Origin of the sequence: Cocleimonas sp. KMM 6892 (genome assembly GCF_035798195.1) — a bacterium.
GTDB classification, from domain to species: Bacteria; Pseudomonadota; Gammaproteobacteria; order Thiotrichales; family Thiotrichaceae; genus Cocleimonas; species Cocleimonas flava.
This window is the reverse complement of record NZ_JAPFBV010000005.1, coordinates 92,793-109,510: the sequence shown is the minus strand read 5'-3', so window position 1 is coordinate 109,510 and position 16,718 is coordinate 92,793. Positions and strand designations below refer to the sequence as shown.

Annotated in this window: 13 protein-coding genes; 7 read left to right on the top strand and 6 right to left on the bottom strand. The window is 42.1% G+C overall.

Features of this window, described 5'->3' with window-relative positions; translation table 11 throughout:
• Positions 1–139: 139 nt before the first annotated feature.
• The 4 genes from rnt to OO007_RS14350 all read left to right on the top strand — a co-directional run bounded on the left by rnt (position 140) and on the right by OO007_RS14350 (position 6,096).
• Positions 140–853 (top strand): ribonuclease T, encoded by a 714-nt coding sequence (rnt, locus tag OO007_RS14365; protein WP_325809322.1) that lies wholly within the window; start codon positions 140–142, stop codon positions 851–853.
• A gap of 68 nt (positions 854–921) precedes the next feature.
• Positions 922–1,272: a Rieske (2Fe-2S) protein gene (locus OO007_RS14360; RefSeq protein ID WP_325809321.1), complete on the top strand. Its 351-nt coding sequence runs from the start codon at positions 922–924 to the stop codon at positions 1,270–1,272.
• A 193-nt stretch (positions 1,273–1,465) separates the two neighbouring features.
• Complete coding sequence (locus OO007_RS14355) at positions 1,466–4,867, top strand: CotH kinase family protein (protein ID WP_325809320.1); 3,402 nt, start codon at positions 1,466–1,468, stop codon at positions 4,865–4,867.
• A gap of 191 nt (positions 4,868–5,058) precedes the next feature.
• Entirely contained in the window at positions 5,059–6,096 is a 1,038-nt protein-coding gene (locus OO007_RS14350) for a ribonuclease T2 (protein WP_325809319.1), read from the top strand.
• Between the two features lie 76 nt (positions 6,097–6,172).
• On the opposite strand, the gene OO007_RS14345 is transcribed toward OO007_RS14350, so the two are convergent.
• Positions 6,173–6,550 (bottom strand): hypothetical protein, encoded by a 378-nt coding sequence (locus OO007_RS14345; RefSeq protein ID WP_325809318.1) that lies wholly within the window; start codon positions 6,548–6,550, stop codon positions 6,173–6,175.
• A 237-nt stretch (positions 6,551–6,787) separates the two neighbouring features.
• Between OO007_RS14345 and OO007_RS14340 the strand changes: the two genes are divergently transcribed.
• The 3 genes from OO007_RS14340 to OO007_RS14330 are packed head-to-tail and all read left to right on the top strand — an operon-like array spanning position 6,788 to position 9,647.
• Positions 6,788–7,021, top strand: coding sequence for a FeoA family protein (locus OO007_RS14340; protein WP_131906772.1), 234 nt, complete (start codon positions 6,788–6,790; stop codon positions 7,019–7,021).
• Between the two features lie 26 nt (positions 7,022–7,047).
• Complete coding sequence (gene feoB / locus OO007_RS14335) at positions 7,048–9,408, top strand: Fe(2+) transporter permease subunit FeoB (protein ID WP_325809317.1); 2,361 nt, start codon at positions 7,048–7,050, stop codon at positions 9,406–9,408.
• A gap of 2 nt (positions 9,409–9,410) precedes the next feature.
• On the top strand, positions 9,411–9,647 hold the full coding sequence (locus OO007_RS14330) for a FeoC-like transcriptional regulator (RefSeq protein ID WP_131906770.1): 237 nt from the start codon (positions 9,411–9,413) through the stop codon (positions 9,645–9,647).
• 139 nt (positions 9,648–9,786) lie between these two features.
• On the opposite strand, the gene OO007_RS14325 is transcribed toward OO007_RS14330, so the two are convergent.
• The 5 genes from OO007_RS14325 to OO007_RS14305 all read right to left on the bottom strand — a co-directional run bounded on the left by OO007_RS14325 (position 9,787) and on the right by OO007_RS14305 (position 16,628).
• Entirely contained in the window at positions 9,787–11,388 is a 1,602-nt protein-coding gene (locus tag OO007_RS14325; protein ID WP_325809316.1) for a BCCT family transporter, read from the bottom strand.
• A gap of 184 nt (positions 11,389–11,572) precedes the next feature.
• Positions 11,573–12,454 carry a formyltetrahydrofolate deformylase gene (gene purU, locus OO007_RS14320; RefSeq protein ID WP_325809315.1) on the bottom strand — a complete coding sequence of 294 codons (882 nt, stop codon included), beginning with the start codon at positions 12,452–12,454 and terminating at the stop codon, positions 11,573–11,575.
• A gap of 169 nt (positions 12,455–12,623) precedes the next feature.
• Complete coding sequence (locus OO007_RS14315) at positions 12,624–13,274, bottom strand: hypothetical protein (RefSeq protein ID WP_325809314.1); 651 nt, start codon at positions 13,272–13,274, stop codon at positions 12,624–12,626.
• A complete protein-coding gene (locus OO007_RS14310) occupies positions 13,267–16,263 on the bottom strand; it encodes a sarcosine oxidase subunit alpha family protein (RefSeq protein WP_325809313.1) in 2,997 nt (998 codons plus the stop codon). The genes OO007_RS14315 and OO007_RS14310 overlap by 8 nt, the downstream gene beginning before the upstream one ends.
• On the bottom strand, positions 16,260–16,628 hold the full coding sequence (locus OO007_RS14305) for a sarcosine oxidase subunit delta (RefSeq protein WP_325809312.1): 369 nt from the start codon (positions 16,626–16,628) through the stop codon (positions 16,260–16,262). The genes OO007_RS14310 and OO007_RS14305 overlap by 4 nt, the downstream gene beginning before the upstream one ends.
• Positions 16,629–16,718: the final 90 nt, after the last annotated feature.

Below are 16,718 nucleotides of genomic sequence, written 5' to 3'. Positions count from 1 at the left end.
ATTGTGCCACAAAGTGTAGCTTCTATTTATTTTTTGTCAATCCAAAATAAATCGGTTTAAATTTCAATGTGTTACAGAGATAGAATAATATATTAATCGTCTGGTGTTATTTTTAGGGCGATTGTTGTAAGCTCGCCTGATGGAAATAAATCTAAAAACACCACTGCTTAATACAAGTACATCAGAAACAGAAGAGACTGAAAATATTGAAGATTGTCTTCATCCACTAGGAGGAAGATTTCGCGGCTTTTTACCCGTAGTGATTGATATGGAAACGGGTGGTTTTAATCACCACACCGATGCTCTATTAGAAGTTGCTGCCGTTACACTGAGATTTGATGAACATGGCATGCTTGCACCTCATCGTACTTATGGTTGGCATGTCAGCCCTTTTGAAGGTTCTAATCTTGAGCCAGCTTCTTTAGAAGTAAATGGTATAGACCCAAACCTACCGTTTCGTCAGGCTATTGCCGTCGATGAAAAGAAGTGTCTGGATGAGCTTTTTCTGATTGTTAGAAAAGAAATGAAGGCGAACAATTGCAAGCGTGCCATTTTAGTAGGCCACAACGCGGCGTTTGATCTTAATTTCTTGAATGCAGCGGTACAGCGAATTGCTAAAAAACGTAATCCGTTTCACCCGTTTAGTACATTTGATACGGTGACATTAGCGGCAATGGCCTATAAACAGACGGTTTTAGCTCGCTCTGTTAAAGCAGCCGGATTCCCGTGGGATGCTAATGAAGCTCATTCGGCTGTGTATGATACTGAAAAGACAGCAGATTTATTTTGTAATATCATAAATCAATGGGAAGACAAAATAGGAACCAAGAAACTAGATGGTGCAGAAGACTAGCGTTTAAGGTCTACAAACGAGAATAACAAATATAAAAAATAACCACGTAAAAGCCATAATGAAACTCAATGAAAAAAGACAGCGCTGTAACTAATCAATTTCTGTGTAAGCTTTCTGATCTTGAAGATCTATCCTGTAAAGGTTTTACCGTTGATGTAAAACAAAACTCATCACGAATATTTATAATAAGAAAAGGTGATGAAGTTTTTGCTTATCTAAATGTATGTCCGCATGCCTTGGCTCCTTTGGAATGGAACCCCGATGACTTTCTCGATGAAAAAAAAGAACATATTATCTGCGCCATGCACGCTGCAAAATTTACCATTGAAGAAGGCGTGTGTATTGAGGGACCTTGCAAGGGTGATGGCTTGACACCAGTTGATATCAGCGTTTCTAACGGTTTGATTTACTTAGATTAAATCTGCTTTATTTAATCAATATATAAGAATATAAAAAAAGCCCTGTAAGTAGGGGGGGTGGCTTTAGAGTTTCTTTTAATAGGTCTTTTGGTCAGTAGTTCCGGTATCTCTACCGTTTATCCTTAGTTTGCATCAAAGTAAATTTAAACTATATATAAAGGGTAGTTACCCCTTAATAGACTCCGGAAAAATTATGAGTTCGTCTAAAAAGCCCGCTATGTTTCGTCTTTCTTTATTATTACCTGTGTTTATAGGTTTTTCTTTTTCTACAGTCACACATGCTGATGTCCTATCGACCAGTGTAGCAGCTGATATTCAAGAACCAGCGGGAACGTATGATACTGGAGCACCCACTTTACTTAATTTATATGCAAAAACAGTCTTAGAAGAAGGTGTTTGTCTGCCTGATGAGTACGATGGGTGTACCTTCAATGATGTGTTAAACGATATTGATCCATCAGATGATTTTAAACCAGAAGTAAAAGTACATATCACAGGTGATGGTTATCCAGATGATGGTTTGCTAACAAATGGTGCAATACGTCAGCGTGGCGGCTTTAGTCGAGCGGCACCACAGAAGTCATTTCGTATTAAACTGGATAAAGATATACCGTTATGGCGTGGAGAACGACGTATTCAGTTAAATAAGAGTTTTTATGATCTGAGTAGAATCCGCAATAAGATAACGTTTGATCTACTGGTTGATGTACCAAATCTACCAAGCATGAGAACGCAGTTCGTAAATTTGACGCTTGAAGATCAAGGGGTAACTGACAATCTTGGCGTTTTCACTCAACTTGAGTATTTTGGCAAAGAATATTTAGAAAGACGCGGTTGGGATAAAGATTCTCGAGTGTATAAAACTGAGTATTTCTTTTTTCAGGAAAGCCCAGACTATGCATTGGATGGAGAGGGTGAACCTGTTGATATTGATGCTTTTGAAAAGTTAATTGAGATAAAACGAGGGGATACTCATAACGAGCTAATCAGCTTTATCGATGATGTAAACAATCCAAACTTAAATTTTCAAACCGATATTTTTAATAAATATTTAAACCAAGATAATTACTTATCCTGGTTTGCTTTAAATATATTAACGGATAATGCAGACACCGTTGGTAAAAATCACTACTACTATAACCCCATCGATACCGAGAAGTTTTATCTGGTTCCATGGGATTATGACCTAGGCTGGGAAAGCAGTACTCAGGCAGATGATGTTGGCCCGACAGATAGACCACGCTGGTGGTACTCACACGCTTATGCCTGGCCAAATAAACTTCATAGACGTTTTTTACAAACATCAGGTAATTTGGCGTTGTTAAAAAGTGCTGTTATTGAATTCAAACAAAAGCACCTGACGCAAGCGAAAATAGCCGCTAAACGAGATTCATACTACGATGTGATTTTCCCGACTATTTCTACGAGTGTGGACTGGGACTATATTTATTTCTTTGGTTCTGATCCTGAAAAAGTCGCGCAATTCAACCAGATGTTTGAGAGCTTATCTTCGAGTGTAGAACGAAACTTTAATCGTTTTTTAGAACGTGAAAATGATCCAATGCCGTTTTATACAAATACTCCATCAATTGGCGAGGATAGTATTCTATTTAGTTGGGAGGAGTCCGAGAGCCTTACTGGGCAAACTATTAGCTATGATTTAGAGCTGGCTACAACCCCAGAGTTCACGCCTGGAACTGTTGTTGAAGTAATTACTGGTATATCGCAATTGAGCTATAGACTGGATTGGGGACATCCAGCCGGAACCTATTATTCAAGGCTTACAGCAAGAGATTCAGCTAACCCTCAAAATAGTTGGATGACGTCATTAGATAGCTCGATACAGTTATCTAATTATGAATCAGCGCATGGTGTGAGAGCGTTATATGTCAATATTGATGGTACAGATCCAGAACCTCCGGTAGATGGCGTATCAAACCCTATCGTGGAGACATCGATTATTCTGGATGGAAATACAACTGACTGGAACGGTTTAGTCGCTTTTCCTAATGACCCCAATGACATAAATAATAATGCTCAAAATGTCATTGACTGGAAAAATGTCAAGATCGCGCATAGCGATGATAATGTGTATTTCTTGTATGAAAACTATGGAGCCATTAATACGGATGGATCAACCTACATTCCCTGGGGATGGCAAGTTTATATAGACAGTGATAACAACCCGGATACTGGTTTTAAATACAGTGCGGTAGTGGGTGCTGACTATATAATTGAAGGCAGTTATGTGCAGCGATACAGCGGCACAGGTACAAACTGGAGCTGGGATACAGTAGGTCGTGTAAGTGCTGAAATGACGAATAATATCCGTGAATTTAGCTTTCCTAGAAGTTGGTTGGGTTCTTCAAGTGGCATGAACCTCGTGTTTCAGGGAGCAAATGTGTCTTATGGTGGAAATACTACAGACCTCTATCCGGATGGAGCTTTGACTCAATCAGCAACCGTAAGGTCATGGAAATATGCTTTTGGCACAGTAACACCGCCTACTAATGAGGCGCCAGTAGCCACAGGTCAGAGTTTATCGCTGTTGGAAAATACCACAGTGACGATCTCTTTAAATGCCACTGATGCCGATCAGGACTCATTAAGTCTTGTCATAACAAAACAGCCTGAGCATGGAACATTAACGTCAAATCCAAACAGTTTGATTGTGTCATACATACCCGATACAAATTATCAGGGGTCAGATAGTTTCAGCTTTAAAGTTAATGACGGACAGGTGGATAGCAATACTGCAACGGTTAATCTTGAAGTGGTTCCTCAACAGACTAACGAAGGAATTTCAAATCCAGTAATCGCCGGTGGTATCAGTATCGATGGAAATGATTCTGATTGGAGTAGCTTAGAGTTCTTTAGCGCCGATCCTGCAGACGTTTCAATCAATAACTCGAATCCAATAGATTGGCTCAGTGCCGGTATGGCGCATAGTGCTGATACTGTTTATTTAACCTATAAGAATGCAGGTCCGGTTAATCCTGGTGCTAATTCTGGCTCGTCGGTTTCATGGGGTTGGCAGACATTTATTGATGGCAATCGTGACCCACAAAGTGGTTACTTACTCAATGACAATATTGGTGCTGAGTATCTGGTAGAAGGGCGTTATGTTTATCAATATGCGGGCACTAACGGTAGTTGGGAATGGATTCAACTTGGCGTCGCCCAACTCAGGTATGTTAATAATACTGTAGAGTTGAGTTTTCCACGTAACTGGTTAAGCCAACTTAATAATATAAATGTAGCATTCTATGGTAATAATACAGCCGCTGGTGGTAGTCAATACGATACCTATCCAGATCAGGGAGCTCTTTCTTATAGCTTCGGCGGTACCGGTGAATTTGGTGAACAGGTTCAGGTGGCGGAAGCACAAAGACAATCGTCGCCTGTGTCTCATCAACCTGTTATGGCAGCGACCACCACACCAACAGATACAGGAAGTTCGACGGATACACCTACTACGACTCCACCTGCAACATCAAGTGGTAGCTCAAGTTCTGGTGGCGGTAGTTTCTCATGGATGTTGTTATTCGCATCGGCGTTATTCATAAGAAGACGTATTGGGTTGACTGTAAAATAAAAGACACACTGATTTAAGTCGGTTTTAAAAAGCCTGATGCGTTAACTCAACGTATCAGGCTTTTTTTATGTATCCTTATAAATGCATGAACCTTCAAGGTTTTAATTTTCTCTTAAGAACAGCTAATTTGGTTATTATAAAAGTGATTCATGGGTTTCTCATGTATCTCTGAAAATGGAGAATTGAAAAGGATGGGTCGCAGCAATATGGTTAGATTTAACGGGATGATCAAATACCTAACGTTATACAGTTTTTGCATGGTTCTGTTTTCTGCTTCTCCTGCTTACGCCAAAAAGCCAAACCAATGTTTTGAAATTCAGAAATCATGTCCCGCATTTCAATCTTTTCGTAAGAAAACCAACCCTGGTAATGTGACTGTCACAGAAGGGAATAGCTATTCGATCATTCAAAAAAGCAAAAAAGGTACTCACTATCGGGTCAGAATAGAAGGTATCGATAGACAGGAACGTTGGATTGATAGCCGCTGTGGAATAAAAACAGATCAATGCGGTATTTCGAACAATAACAAAAATGCTCTAAAAACAATCGTATCAAAACCTGGCAAGACAAAAGCAAAATCAGGACAGTACTTATTGGCATTGAGTTGGATGCCGACCTTCTGTGAGTCGAAATCTAGGAAAAAAGAATGCCGCAGCCTGGGTGAAAATAGATACGACGCAACGCATCTTTCGTTGCATGGCTTATGGCCTCAGCCACGTGCAAATGCTTATTGCGGTGTGAGTGATACCGACAAAGGTATCGATCGAAATAAACGCTGGCACCTTTTAGAGCCACTCAAACTCTCTCATGAAACGGTTAAAAAACTCGCATTTGTGATGCCCGGTTATGCATCAAATCTGCATCGACATGAATGGATAAAACACGGAACCTGTTATGGTACCGATGCCGATACTTACTACCAGCATTCGATCGCACTAACGCAAAAAATTAATGAGTCTGCTGTCGGTCGTTTATTATCTAAAAATATCGGTAGAAAGGTTTCCCTCAAGCAGATACGTCAATCCTTCGATAGTTCTTTTGGCAAAGGTGCGGGCAAAAAAGTCGATTTACGCTGTGACCGCAAAGGTCGAATCAGTGAATTATGGATAAACTTTACCGGTGTGGTTACGGATAAAGCCGCAGAGGATTTAGATGTTTCTAGATTAATGAAATCTGCCATTGATGCAGGCTCTACCTGTTTTAAAGGTTATGTAGACAGGGCAGGTTAGAGCTTGTTTAAGATATCTCACGCACATTTAGTAAGATAGTCTTAATCATTTAATTTCAAGCGTTTTAATCAAGATCTTAACCAAGGGCTTTTACTATCTCGGTCTCATCAAACGGTCGTGTAAATACAGCGTGCAAGGGTAAAATATCGTTCAGTTTATCCACGTATTGACGTTCGTTTTTATCCACAAAAACTAAGACCTTGGTATTCGGAGCATAGCGTTGTAAGGAGTACAGCATGACATCAAGATTGCTGATATTGACACCTGCGTAATTATTTCCATAACCGTAAAAGAATTCAGCGGCGATAAAATCAGGTGGTGTATTTTTTATTTTAGCCATCAACTTACGCATCGATTTAAAACACAGCTCTTCAATACCTAGTGTTTGATATAACGCAGTTAAATGAGGGTGTGTTGGAGATTCAATCACACTGTAAATCGTTCGTTGAGGCATGCAGTTATTGTTGTCTCAATTAAATCATTTGTATATATCTCGAATAGCTAAAGCGATGGCTGGGTTCATCTTTTATAAAAACGAACAAATAAAAAAATGCCCCTAAGTAGGGGGGTGACTAAAAAGTCTTTTATTGATATAAGTCACGTTCAAAAACGAGAATCATTTGCATTTAAGTATTTGCTTATTTACACTTTAAATATCCCGTTTATTAGTGAAACCCAGTTTGAGCTAAACATGTTAAAAACCAGCCCTTTAATTAATCAACAAGAGTCTTCTCACGTTTATGTAAAGAAGATTGTGTCTGACTGTAAAACACAGGTTCGTCTTCTCGGGCTGGGTATTGGCATTGGTTCTAACCTACAGATATTACGTAATCGCGGTGGTGATATGGTACTGGCAAATAACAATAGCCGTATTAGTCTCGGAAGATCAATCGCAGAAAAAATTCTTGTTTCTAAGGAACATTAATTAGCGCCAGCTTTGGTAAAAAAAAAATGGCAAAAAAATGTTGTGGTAATGGTTGTGATCAAGAGCAAGTCTCTTGTGATAATCTGAAAGTCGCATTGGTAGGAAATCCCAATGCGGGTAAAACTACCTTATTCAATAAACTCACAGGTGCGCGACAAAGTACGGGTAACTGGCCAGGGGTAACGGTTGAGCGCAAGCAGGGTTATTTCAAATATAACGGTGAAAGCATTCGCGTTATTGATTTACCCGGAACCTATTCACTGGATTATTCCGATGCCTCTGAAGATGAAGTCATTGCACGAAAGTTCTGCCTTGATTGTCCCGAACATATCTTCGTTAATATTCTTGATGCGAGCACTCTGGAAAGAGGCTTATACCTAACCCTGCAATTGCGTGAATTAGGTATCCCGACACTGGTCTATCTGAACATGATGGATGTGGCGAATAAACGTGGGATGACAATCAACGTTGAAGAATTAGCTCATCAACTAAAGTGCCCAATCATCCCGATATCTTTGAAAGGTAGTCAGACCTCAGCGCAGATACAAAAGCAACTGATTAAAACCAGTCAGGCTAACAGAAACCCTGAAGATTTTACCCTGCAATACGATGAGAATGTCGAGATTGCCTTAGCTGAATTGCAACGCAAACATGAGTGTAATCGCCCACAGGCACTAAAAATATTACAGGAAAACCAGTCTGATTTGACAGCAAAGATGATCGCTGAGATTGAAACAAAAACAGGTGAAGAACTTGATTTTCTGCTGGCCGAAGTACGCTTCGAAAAAGCCACAGAATTAGCCAAAAAAGTCGTTACAGAACAGGGAAAAGTCAGCCGTACACGATCTGACAAAATCGATAAATACGTACTGGGTAACTGGCTCGGTGTGCCAATATTTTTAGCGATGATGTATTTGCTATTCACCTTCAGTATCAATCTTGGTGGAGCCTTCATCGATGTTTTCGACCTTACCGCACAAGCATTCTTTGTGGATGGCTTGGGCAGTTTGATGGCAAACATCGGCTTACCCCAATGGTTAATTACTATTGTGGCCAATGGCGTTGGTGGTGGTGTTCAGGTTGTTGCTACATTTATTCCTATTATCGGCGCTTTGTTTTTGTTTCTTACGGTTCTTGAAGAGTCCGGTTATATGTCGCGTGCGGCATTTGTCATGGATCACTTTATGCGCAAACTGGGCATTTCTGGAAAAGCCTTTGTACCGTTGATTGTCGGATTCGGCTGTAACGTTCCCGGTATTATGGCGACACGTACTCTGGACGATGCGCGCGAACGCATCATCACCGTAATGATGTCTCCTTTTATGTCGTGCGGTGCGCGTCTTGCGGTGTATGCCTTATTCGCTGCGGCTTTCTTCCCCGTAGGCGGGCAGAATATTGTTTTCTTGTTGTATTTGATTGGTATCTTATTTGCCATTATGACGGGTTTCATTCTGCGTAAAACCCTATTGAAAGGCGAAGCGGAAGACTTCTTTATGGAGCTTCCCAATTACCAGATTCCTAGTGTAAATAGCGTTTTGATCAATAGCTGGGGCAAGCTCAAAGGGTTTATTTTTGGTGCGGGCAAAATCATAATCATCGTCGTAACCTGTATCAATGTAGCAAATTCATTGGGTACAGATTTGACCTTTGGTAATGAAAATTCCGAAAAGTCAGTGCTCAGTGCCACAGCCAGAACGGTTACCCCAATCTTCAAACCGATGGGAATAGAAGAAGATAACTGGCCTGCAACCGTGGGAATTATTACCGGCCTGTTAGCTAAAGAAGTGGTGGTCGGAACTCTCGATGCGCTTTATTCTCAAATCGATAAGCCACAAGTGGCAGATGCAAATAAGGTTGTAGATGGAAATACAGACGAAAATAAAGAAGACGCTTTTGATTTATCCAGCAGTTTAAAAGCCGCATTTTTAACGGTTCCAGAAAACTTAACAGGCGTCGCAGATAGCCTGCTGGATCCATTGGGCTTATCCATCGTCGATGATATTTCGGATAGCGAGAAAGCAGCCGCGACTCAAGAGGTTGATATTTCAACTTTTGGCGCAATGCACAAACGCTTCGATGGAAAAATTGGCGCTTTCGCCTACCTATTATTTATTCTGCTTTATTTTCCCTGTGTTGCAGCGACAGGTGCCATGATTCGTGAAACCTCAAAAGGTTGGGGAATGCTGGGTATCGCATGGACCACGGGGTTGGCCTACGCATCGGCTGTTATTTTCTATCAATTAGCAACGATCTCACAGCATCCAGCTCAATCAATTATCTGGGTGGTGTGTTTGTTAGCGATACTGACGTCAACAATTTACGCGTTTAAGGTCGTGGGCAATAAAGAACCGGATAACCACAAGCCATTGAACTCCTCGGTGAGCTAACCATGAAACTCGGTGAAATCAGAAACTACATACAACAACGTCAGCAATCTTCGTTAAACGATGTCGCGATTCATTTCGATATCAGCAAAGAAGCTGCGAAGCTCGCGCTCGAATACTGGATTAAAAAAGGAAAGATCGCAGAACAGGGCGCATCGTGCGGAAGTAGCTGTAATGGCTGTGGTGATGCAGATGAAAGTTATCAATGGGTAACGAATGAGAAGATCGTTCGCTGGTTGTAGCTATTTCTACTTTATGATTTTAAATGCACCCCCCTACTTATAGCGGCTTTTTTATATGACCTAAAAAAGCCGCTATAAGTAGGGGGGTGGCTATCGATGCTTTAAAGCACCGATAGCATTAAGCCTTTGGCTATTGCTTTCAGGCAGGCTTCAAAGCTTTTGCAGCTTTGCTTAATCCAAGATACAAACTGACGCACATCGCCAAAAGTACAAAGGTAAACGGCAAACCGGTTGAAACGGCCATGGCCTGTAATGCGCCTAAGGCTTCTTTACCACCCACTAATAATAGTGTGATCGCAACAAGCCCTTCGAAAGTACACCAGAAGATGCGTTGTCCTGCGGGTGCATCATCTTTACCGCCGGCAGTAATAGTGTCGATAACCAAAGATCCAGAATCGGAAGAGGTTACAAAGAATACCAGTACCAGGATAATACCGAGCAGTGAAAGTACGCTGCTAAACGGAAAGCCTTTAACCATTTCAAACAGCTTTAATTCTTGCGCGACTTTTGCCACAGGTGCAGAAGCGTCTGCGATAACTTGTGATATTGCTGCACCACCAAATGCACTCATCCATAAAACACACAGAAGAGTTGGGACAATGATTACCGCAAGCACAAACTCTCTAACCGTTCTGCCACGAGATACGCGAGCGATAAACATACCAACAAAAGGAGACCATGAAATCCACCACGCCCAGTAGAACGAAGTCCAGCCTTGAGAGAAGTTAGTATCTTCACGACCAAATGGCGTAGACAACGGGATTAATTGTTTAAGATATTCAAATCCGCCGGAAAAGAAGGACTTAAAAATATCGGCTGTCGGCCCAACGATAATGATGAAAAGTAACAGTAAAAGCGCTAGCCCCATATTAATTTCAGAAAGGATTTTGACACCGCCGTCCAAACCACGCAGTACCGAAATTAAGGCTATCGAGGTAATCACTGTTACCAAAACAAGAGCAGCGACACCGCCAGTTCCCCAGCCAAACAAGAAGTTGAAACCGGCAAGTGCCTGTGTGGTGCCAAAGCCTAATGAAGTGGTTAAGCCAAATAAGGTTGCAAATACAGCGGATATATCAATCAGATGACCCGGCCAGCCCCAGACTCTTTCTCCCAGTAATGGGTAGAACGCAGAGCGTAAGGTCAGTGGTAAGTTATGATTGAATGAGAAAAATGCCAGTGCTAATGCCACTGTGGCGTAAATCGCCCACGGGTGTAAACCCCAATGGAAAATGGTAGCCGCCATCGCCAAACTACGGGATGCATCAGCATCACCAGCTGCGCCGCCTAACGGAGCCCAGTCGGTTCTGACACCACCTTCACCTAATGTGACACCGCCCATGGAAGAGCTGAAATGAGACATCGGTTCGGATACGCCAAAGAACATCAAGCCAATGCCCATGCCTGCGGCAAACAACATCGCAAACCAGCCTATATAGCCGTAATCTGGGGTAGCCTCTTGACCACCTAACCTGACTTTACCCAGTGGCGATAACGCGAGGAAGAAGGCAAATATGACAAAAATATTTGCAGCACTTAAAAAGAACCAATCGAATGTACTGGTTACAGCTGGCCGCAACCACTTGAAAAATGTTGCGGCTTGTTCTTGAAACATCAAGGTTAGTAGTACGAATGCGACTACTGAAAGTCCTGAAATGATGAAAACGGGATTGTGAATATCCATTCCAAATGGTGTTACATTATCTTGTCCTATTTCATAATCAGTTTTAATTTTGGGCACGAGTTCCTCCGTAAATTGAATTAGGGTGGAGTCAAGTTATAGCGTTTTTTGAAAGTTGCTAAGGACACGACTCCGGCATCTATTTACCCACCAAAAAGAGATGGATTGTAAATAGTAAGCCTCAGGGTAACGCGTACAGTCTGAAAAAAGTAGGGGGTGACAATAATTAACACTATTTAATCAGTTAACGTCTAAACACAACCGTACGCTTACCGTTTAATAGAACTCGACCTTCTGCATGCCATTTGACTGCGCGATTTAGCACCACCGTTTCGATGTCACGACCGATGACGACCAATTCTTCTGGCTGATTTGCGTGTGCAATTCTTTCAACAGCCTGTTCTATAATAGGTCCTTCATCTAAATCAGAATTTACATAATGAGCCGTTGCGCCAATGAGTTTTACGCCGCGTTCATACGCTTGGTGATAAGGTTTAGCTCCTTTAAAACCAGGTAGAAAAGAATGATGGATATTGATCGCATTACCTTTTAGCTGCTGGCACATCTCATCAGATAAAATCTGCATATAACGGGCAAGCACCAGTAATTCAGCATCTGTATCCTTCATCAAATCCATGATCTGTTTTTCTTGCTGGGGCTTGGTTTCTTTGGTGATCGGGAAATAGTGATATGGGATTTTGTACCAGTCCGCGATTTCGCGTTGTGACTCATGGTTAGACACAATACCCACTATCTCAACCGGCAAGTCGCCACTGTGCCACGTATTTAATAACTTGGCTAAACAGTGTCCCCAATTAGATACGGCAATTAAAACGCGTAATTTATCGGCTTTGCTGCGCATTTCCCATTGTATTGATAAATGCTCAACGGTTTTATCAAATGACTGTTTTATTGATTCTAATGCTGAGTTGTCATTGCTTGGGTGGGCAAATACCGTACGCATAAAAAAAGTTTTAGAATAAGGGTCTTCGTATTGTGAAGATTCTAAAATGTTGTAACCGAGCTCTGAGAAAAAGCTCAAGACTAAAGCGGCGATACCGGGTTGATCGGGGCAACTTAGTCTTAATACGATGATGTTCTCATCTTCGCTGATTTGTGAGTCCATTATTTGTGAGTCCTTGTATTAATGGTTCCTTGATTTAATTCCAAGGGAATGGGCTGTTAGAAACAGGGTGAAATTTGCCTTCTGCATAACGATAAAAACTAAACGGTGTAAATAGTGAGGAGGTTTCGCTATTTACTCACTACGAATATCTTCAGCAACTAACTTACGTTTAGGAAACGTTTTCGATGGACGTTAAAATCATATGTAAAAATGCGTCGGCTGATGAGCGAGGAGAGAACAGTAAATATTCATCTTCTGCTCCTGCCACTGGTTCATTTACTTGCATAATGATTACTCCAAGATATTCCATCGATGTTCTCGTTACAGAAAAAGGTCCAAAACCTGAAGCGTCAGAACTAGGTTGTAAATTAATCGAGCAAATGCGTTCCAAAGCTGCTCGTGTATTTGAACCACTAATTTTCAACATGGCCCAACTATCGGACTGGTCGCTTAAGTAAGCAGAATCTTTAACCTTTTCCTGAATATGCGCTACTGCAGTGCAGTTTTGGTAAACAGTTTCATTTTCAAATAACACAAAACACTGGTCTTGCTGAACGCTCAGGATTCGCGTGTTATCCACAGCGGATGTTGTGAATTTGCCGACTTCAGGTAGTTCAGCATCGTAAGCGGCTTTAATGTTCTCTACTAAAGCTGGCTTTTTATCTTGAGATGATGAATTAGAAGAAAACGCCATTGAAACCATGGAATACCCTAAGAGTTCAGAGACGTTAATACCATCAAATTGCTGACTGAAACCATCAAAAGGAATTTTTTCTTCTAGTTTAAATGTATTGTTAGTTGTGGGGTTAGGATTAGACACGTAAACGTTCTCCTTCTGGATCTACAAAATGTGCTGAAACTATTTCGACATCGATTTCTTTGCCTTGTAATAGATTACTTGCGGTAACAATTTCGCCCATGCGTTCATGGCCTTTTTTGATAAAGCCGATACCAATTGAATGACCAAGCGAAGGGGAGAACGCTACGGAACTCATCCAGCCTTCATCGTTTGCTGTGACAGGTTTATTACCTTTGCTAATAAAATGCGCACCAGCTGAGAGTGATTCGCTCTTATCCACCGGTACAAAACCAACTAATCTATTCGCATCTTCTTTAACCAGATTAGGTCGTTCCGACATCATATTGCCGATGCTGTCTTTCTTCTTCGACACCATGCGACCCATACCCAGGTTGTATGCGGTGGTTTGACCGGTTAGCTCATTACCTGCAGCATGACCTTTTTCGATACGCATGACACTCAATGCTTCGGTACCATAAACAACCACATCGAACTCTTTTCCTGCCTCTGTCATGGCTTTCATCATGCTGTAACCATAACGAGTCGGAACTGCGATTTCGTAGGCGAGTTCGCCGGAGAATGAAATTCTAAATAGTCGAGCAGGTGTTCCACCACAAACTGTAATATCGCTACAAGCCATAAACGGAAACGCTTCGTTACTGATATCGAATTCAGGATCAACGATTTTCTGCAATAGCTTACGCGCATTAGGTCCGGCAACTGAATACTGTGCATATTGCTCGGTGGCTGAAATCATGTGTACGTCTAAATCTGGCCATAAACACTGGTGACAAAACTCCAAATGTCTGGCAACAGCAACGGCATTGACTGTGGTGGTTGTCATCAAATAGTGATGCTCACCAAGACGCGCGGTTGTGCCGTCGTCCATGGCGAAGCCATCTTCTCTTAACATTAAACCGTAACGCACCATGCCGACTTTGAGGGTAGAAAAGGTATTGCAGTAAACACGATTGAGAAATTCACCCGCATCACGACCTTGAATATCTATTTTTCCTAAAGTGCTGACATCGCAGATACCCACTGATTTACGCGTTTGAGTGACTTCGCGATCAACACTTTCACGCCAGTGTGTTTCACCGTCTTTAGGGTACCATTGCGCACGTAACCACGCTCCGGCTTCAACAAATTCTGCACCTTGTTCTGTTGCATATTGATGACTCGGCGTATATCGAATAGGGCGGAACTCTTTTCCACGAGTTCGACCTGCATACGCCGCGATAGATACGGGTGTATATGGCGGGCGGAATATCGTGGTGCCCACTTCAGGAATGGTTTTGCCTTCGTTGTCAGCCATTACTGCCATCGCAGGAATATTGGACGTCTTGCCTTGGTCTGTCGCCATTCCTAATGTGGTGTAACGCTTCACATGTTCAACCGCGGTGAAACCTTCCTGCTGTGCCAGTTTTATATCTTTGGTGGTTACATCGTTTTGTAAGTCTAACCAGCTGCGTGACTTGGTATCCGTTTTAACAAACCAGAATGCGGAGTTTGCAATCGACTCTGCATTAGTAACGTCAGCCTGAGGGCACCCCCCCACTTTGAGGCTGTTTTTTAATTCCTTTGAAAGCGTTATTGCCAATTCGTGACCGCTTTGCAGGGCAGAGGATAAATCCAGTTGCCCATTTGCTGCCCCAGCCACATGCATATTTGGTGGTAACTCACCACCGGGAACGAATGCGAGAAGATCTTCATTCCATTGAGGTCTGCCACGATGATGGCAACTTAAATGTACATTCGGATTCCAACCACCTGAAACCGCAAGACAATCGGTGTCGTATGTTTTGCCATTAGAAAGCGTGATCGATTGAAGCGCATGACGACCTTTGGTGTCGATAACGTGCGCGTCCATTTCAATGCTAGCGCCTGCGATATTAGCAACAGGCTGAATAGCTCGGCTATCAATCACAGCTTGAACATTGATACCTTTAGCAACCAGATCACTCGCTGTTCGCCAGCCATCATCGTTATTGGTGAAAATACTGACGTTTTGGCCTGCTGCTACATCATAGCGGTTCGCATAGGTTCTTACCGCACCTGCTAACATCACTCCAGGTCGATCATTGTTTGGGAAAGCAATGGGTCTTTCTGTCGAGCCTGCGCTTAAGATGGCGCGTTTAGAATAGATGCGCCAAAGCACTTGTCTTGGTTTGTTTCCATTTTCAGCAATATCACTTGCAGAAAGGTGATCTGTTTTACGTTCAAGTGCGCTGTAAATGCCATGATCGTAAGCACCCAGAACGGTGGTGCGTTTCATTAAACGGACATTATCCATCGATGCTAATTCAGCAAGAGTAGCCTTCGCCCATTCGGCCCCGTGCATACCATTCACTTGGTAAGTTTCGTTATTTAAACGACCACCCATAACGAAATCTTCATCCGCAAGAATCACCTGACTACCAGCTTGTCCAGCCGCTAATGCCGCAGCTAATCCACTAGGACCTGCGCCGATGATTAAAATATCGCAGTGCAAAAAGCCTTTGTCGTATTTATCAGGATCTTCTTGTCCTGATAGCTCACCTAAACCCGCAGATTGGCGAATAATTGGCTCGTAGATTTTTTCCCAAAATGCCTTTGGCCACATAAAGGTTTTGTAATAAAAACCCGCGGTTAGGAAAGGGGAGAGGAAATCATTGATCGCCATTAAATCGTTTTTAAGAGAACCACGATGGTTTTGACTGCGCGCTTCCAATCCATCAAAAAGTTCAGCAACCGTTGCTCTAACATTGGGTTCTTGCAAAGCACCACTTCGTAAATGCATGAGTGCATTAGGCTCTTCAGAACCTGCAGTGAAAATGCCACGAGGTCTATGGTATTTGAATGAACGCGCGACCAGTTTTTGGTTATTCGCTAACAATGCAGAGGCGAGGGTATCACCTTGATAGCCTTCAAATTGTTCACCATTAAAACTGAACTGAATGGTTTTATCGCGATTAATAAAGGCATTGTTGTTTTTGCTTTTATCGTTGCTGATTCTATTGTTCTGGCTCATTTTTCACCGCCTTGATTTTCTATCGCTACTTTATTAGCTCGCGCGGTTTTGTTAGCTAACGCGGCTTTATTAGCTAACGCGACGTCTTTAGCTAATTCAACATTATAAATTTCATGCGTGATGGTATTGCGAGTCACAACTAACCATGATCGGTCACCTTGCTCGTGATACCAAAGTTCTCTGTGCTCACCTGCGTTGTTTACGCGGATGTGAACATAGTCGTGGTATTGCTGTAATGCTTCTGCAGTTTTTGCTTCGTCTGCATCCTCGCCTTTCCAGTCTGGTCGGTCGATGAGACAGGCATCTCCCAGATAAAGAAATTCAGACGAATCACGAGGCCCAAGAAGAGGGTGGTTGATAATCATTGTTTAGTACCTCTTGAAGTCATTGAGAATGACACCCCCCCACTTACAGGCAGTTTTTTAAATGAGACTAATTCGTTGTAATTTAAGATA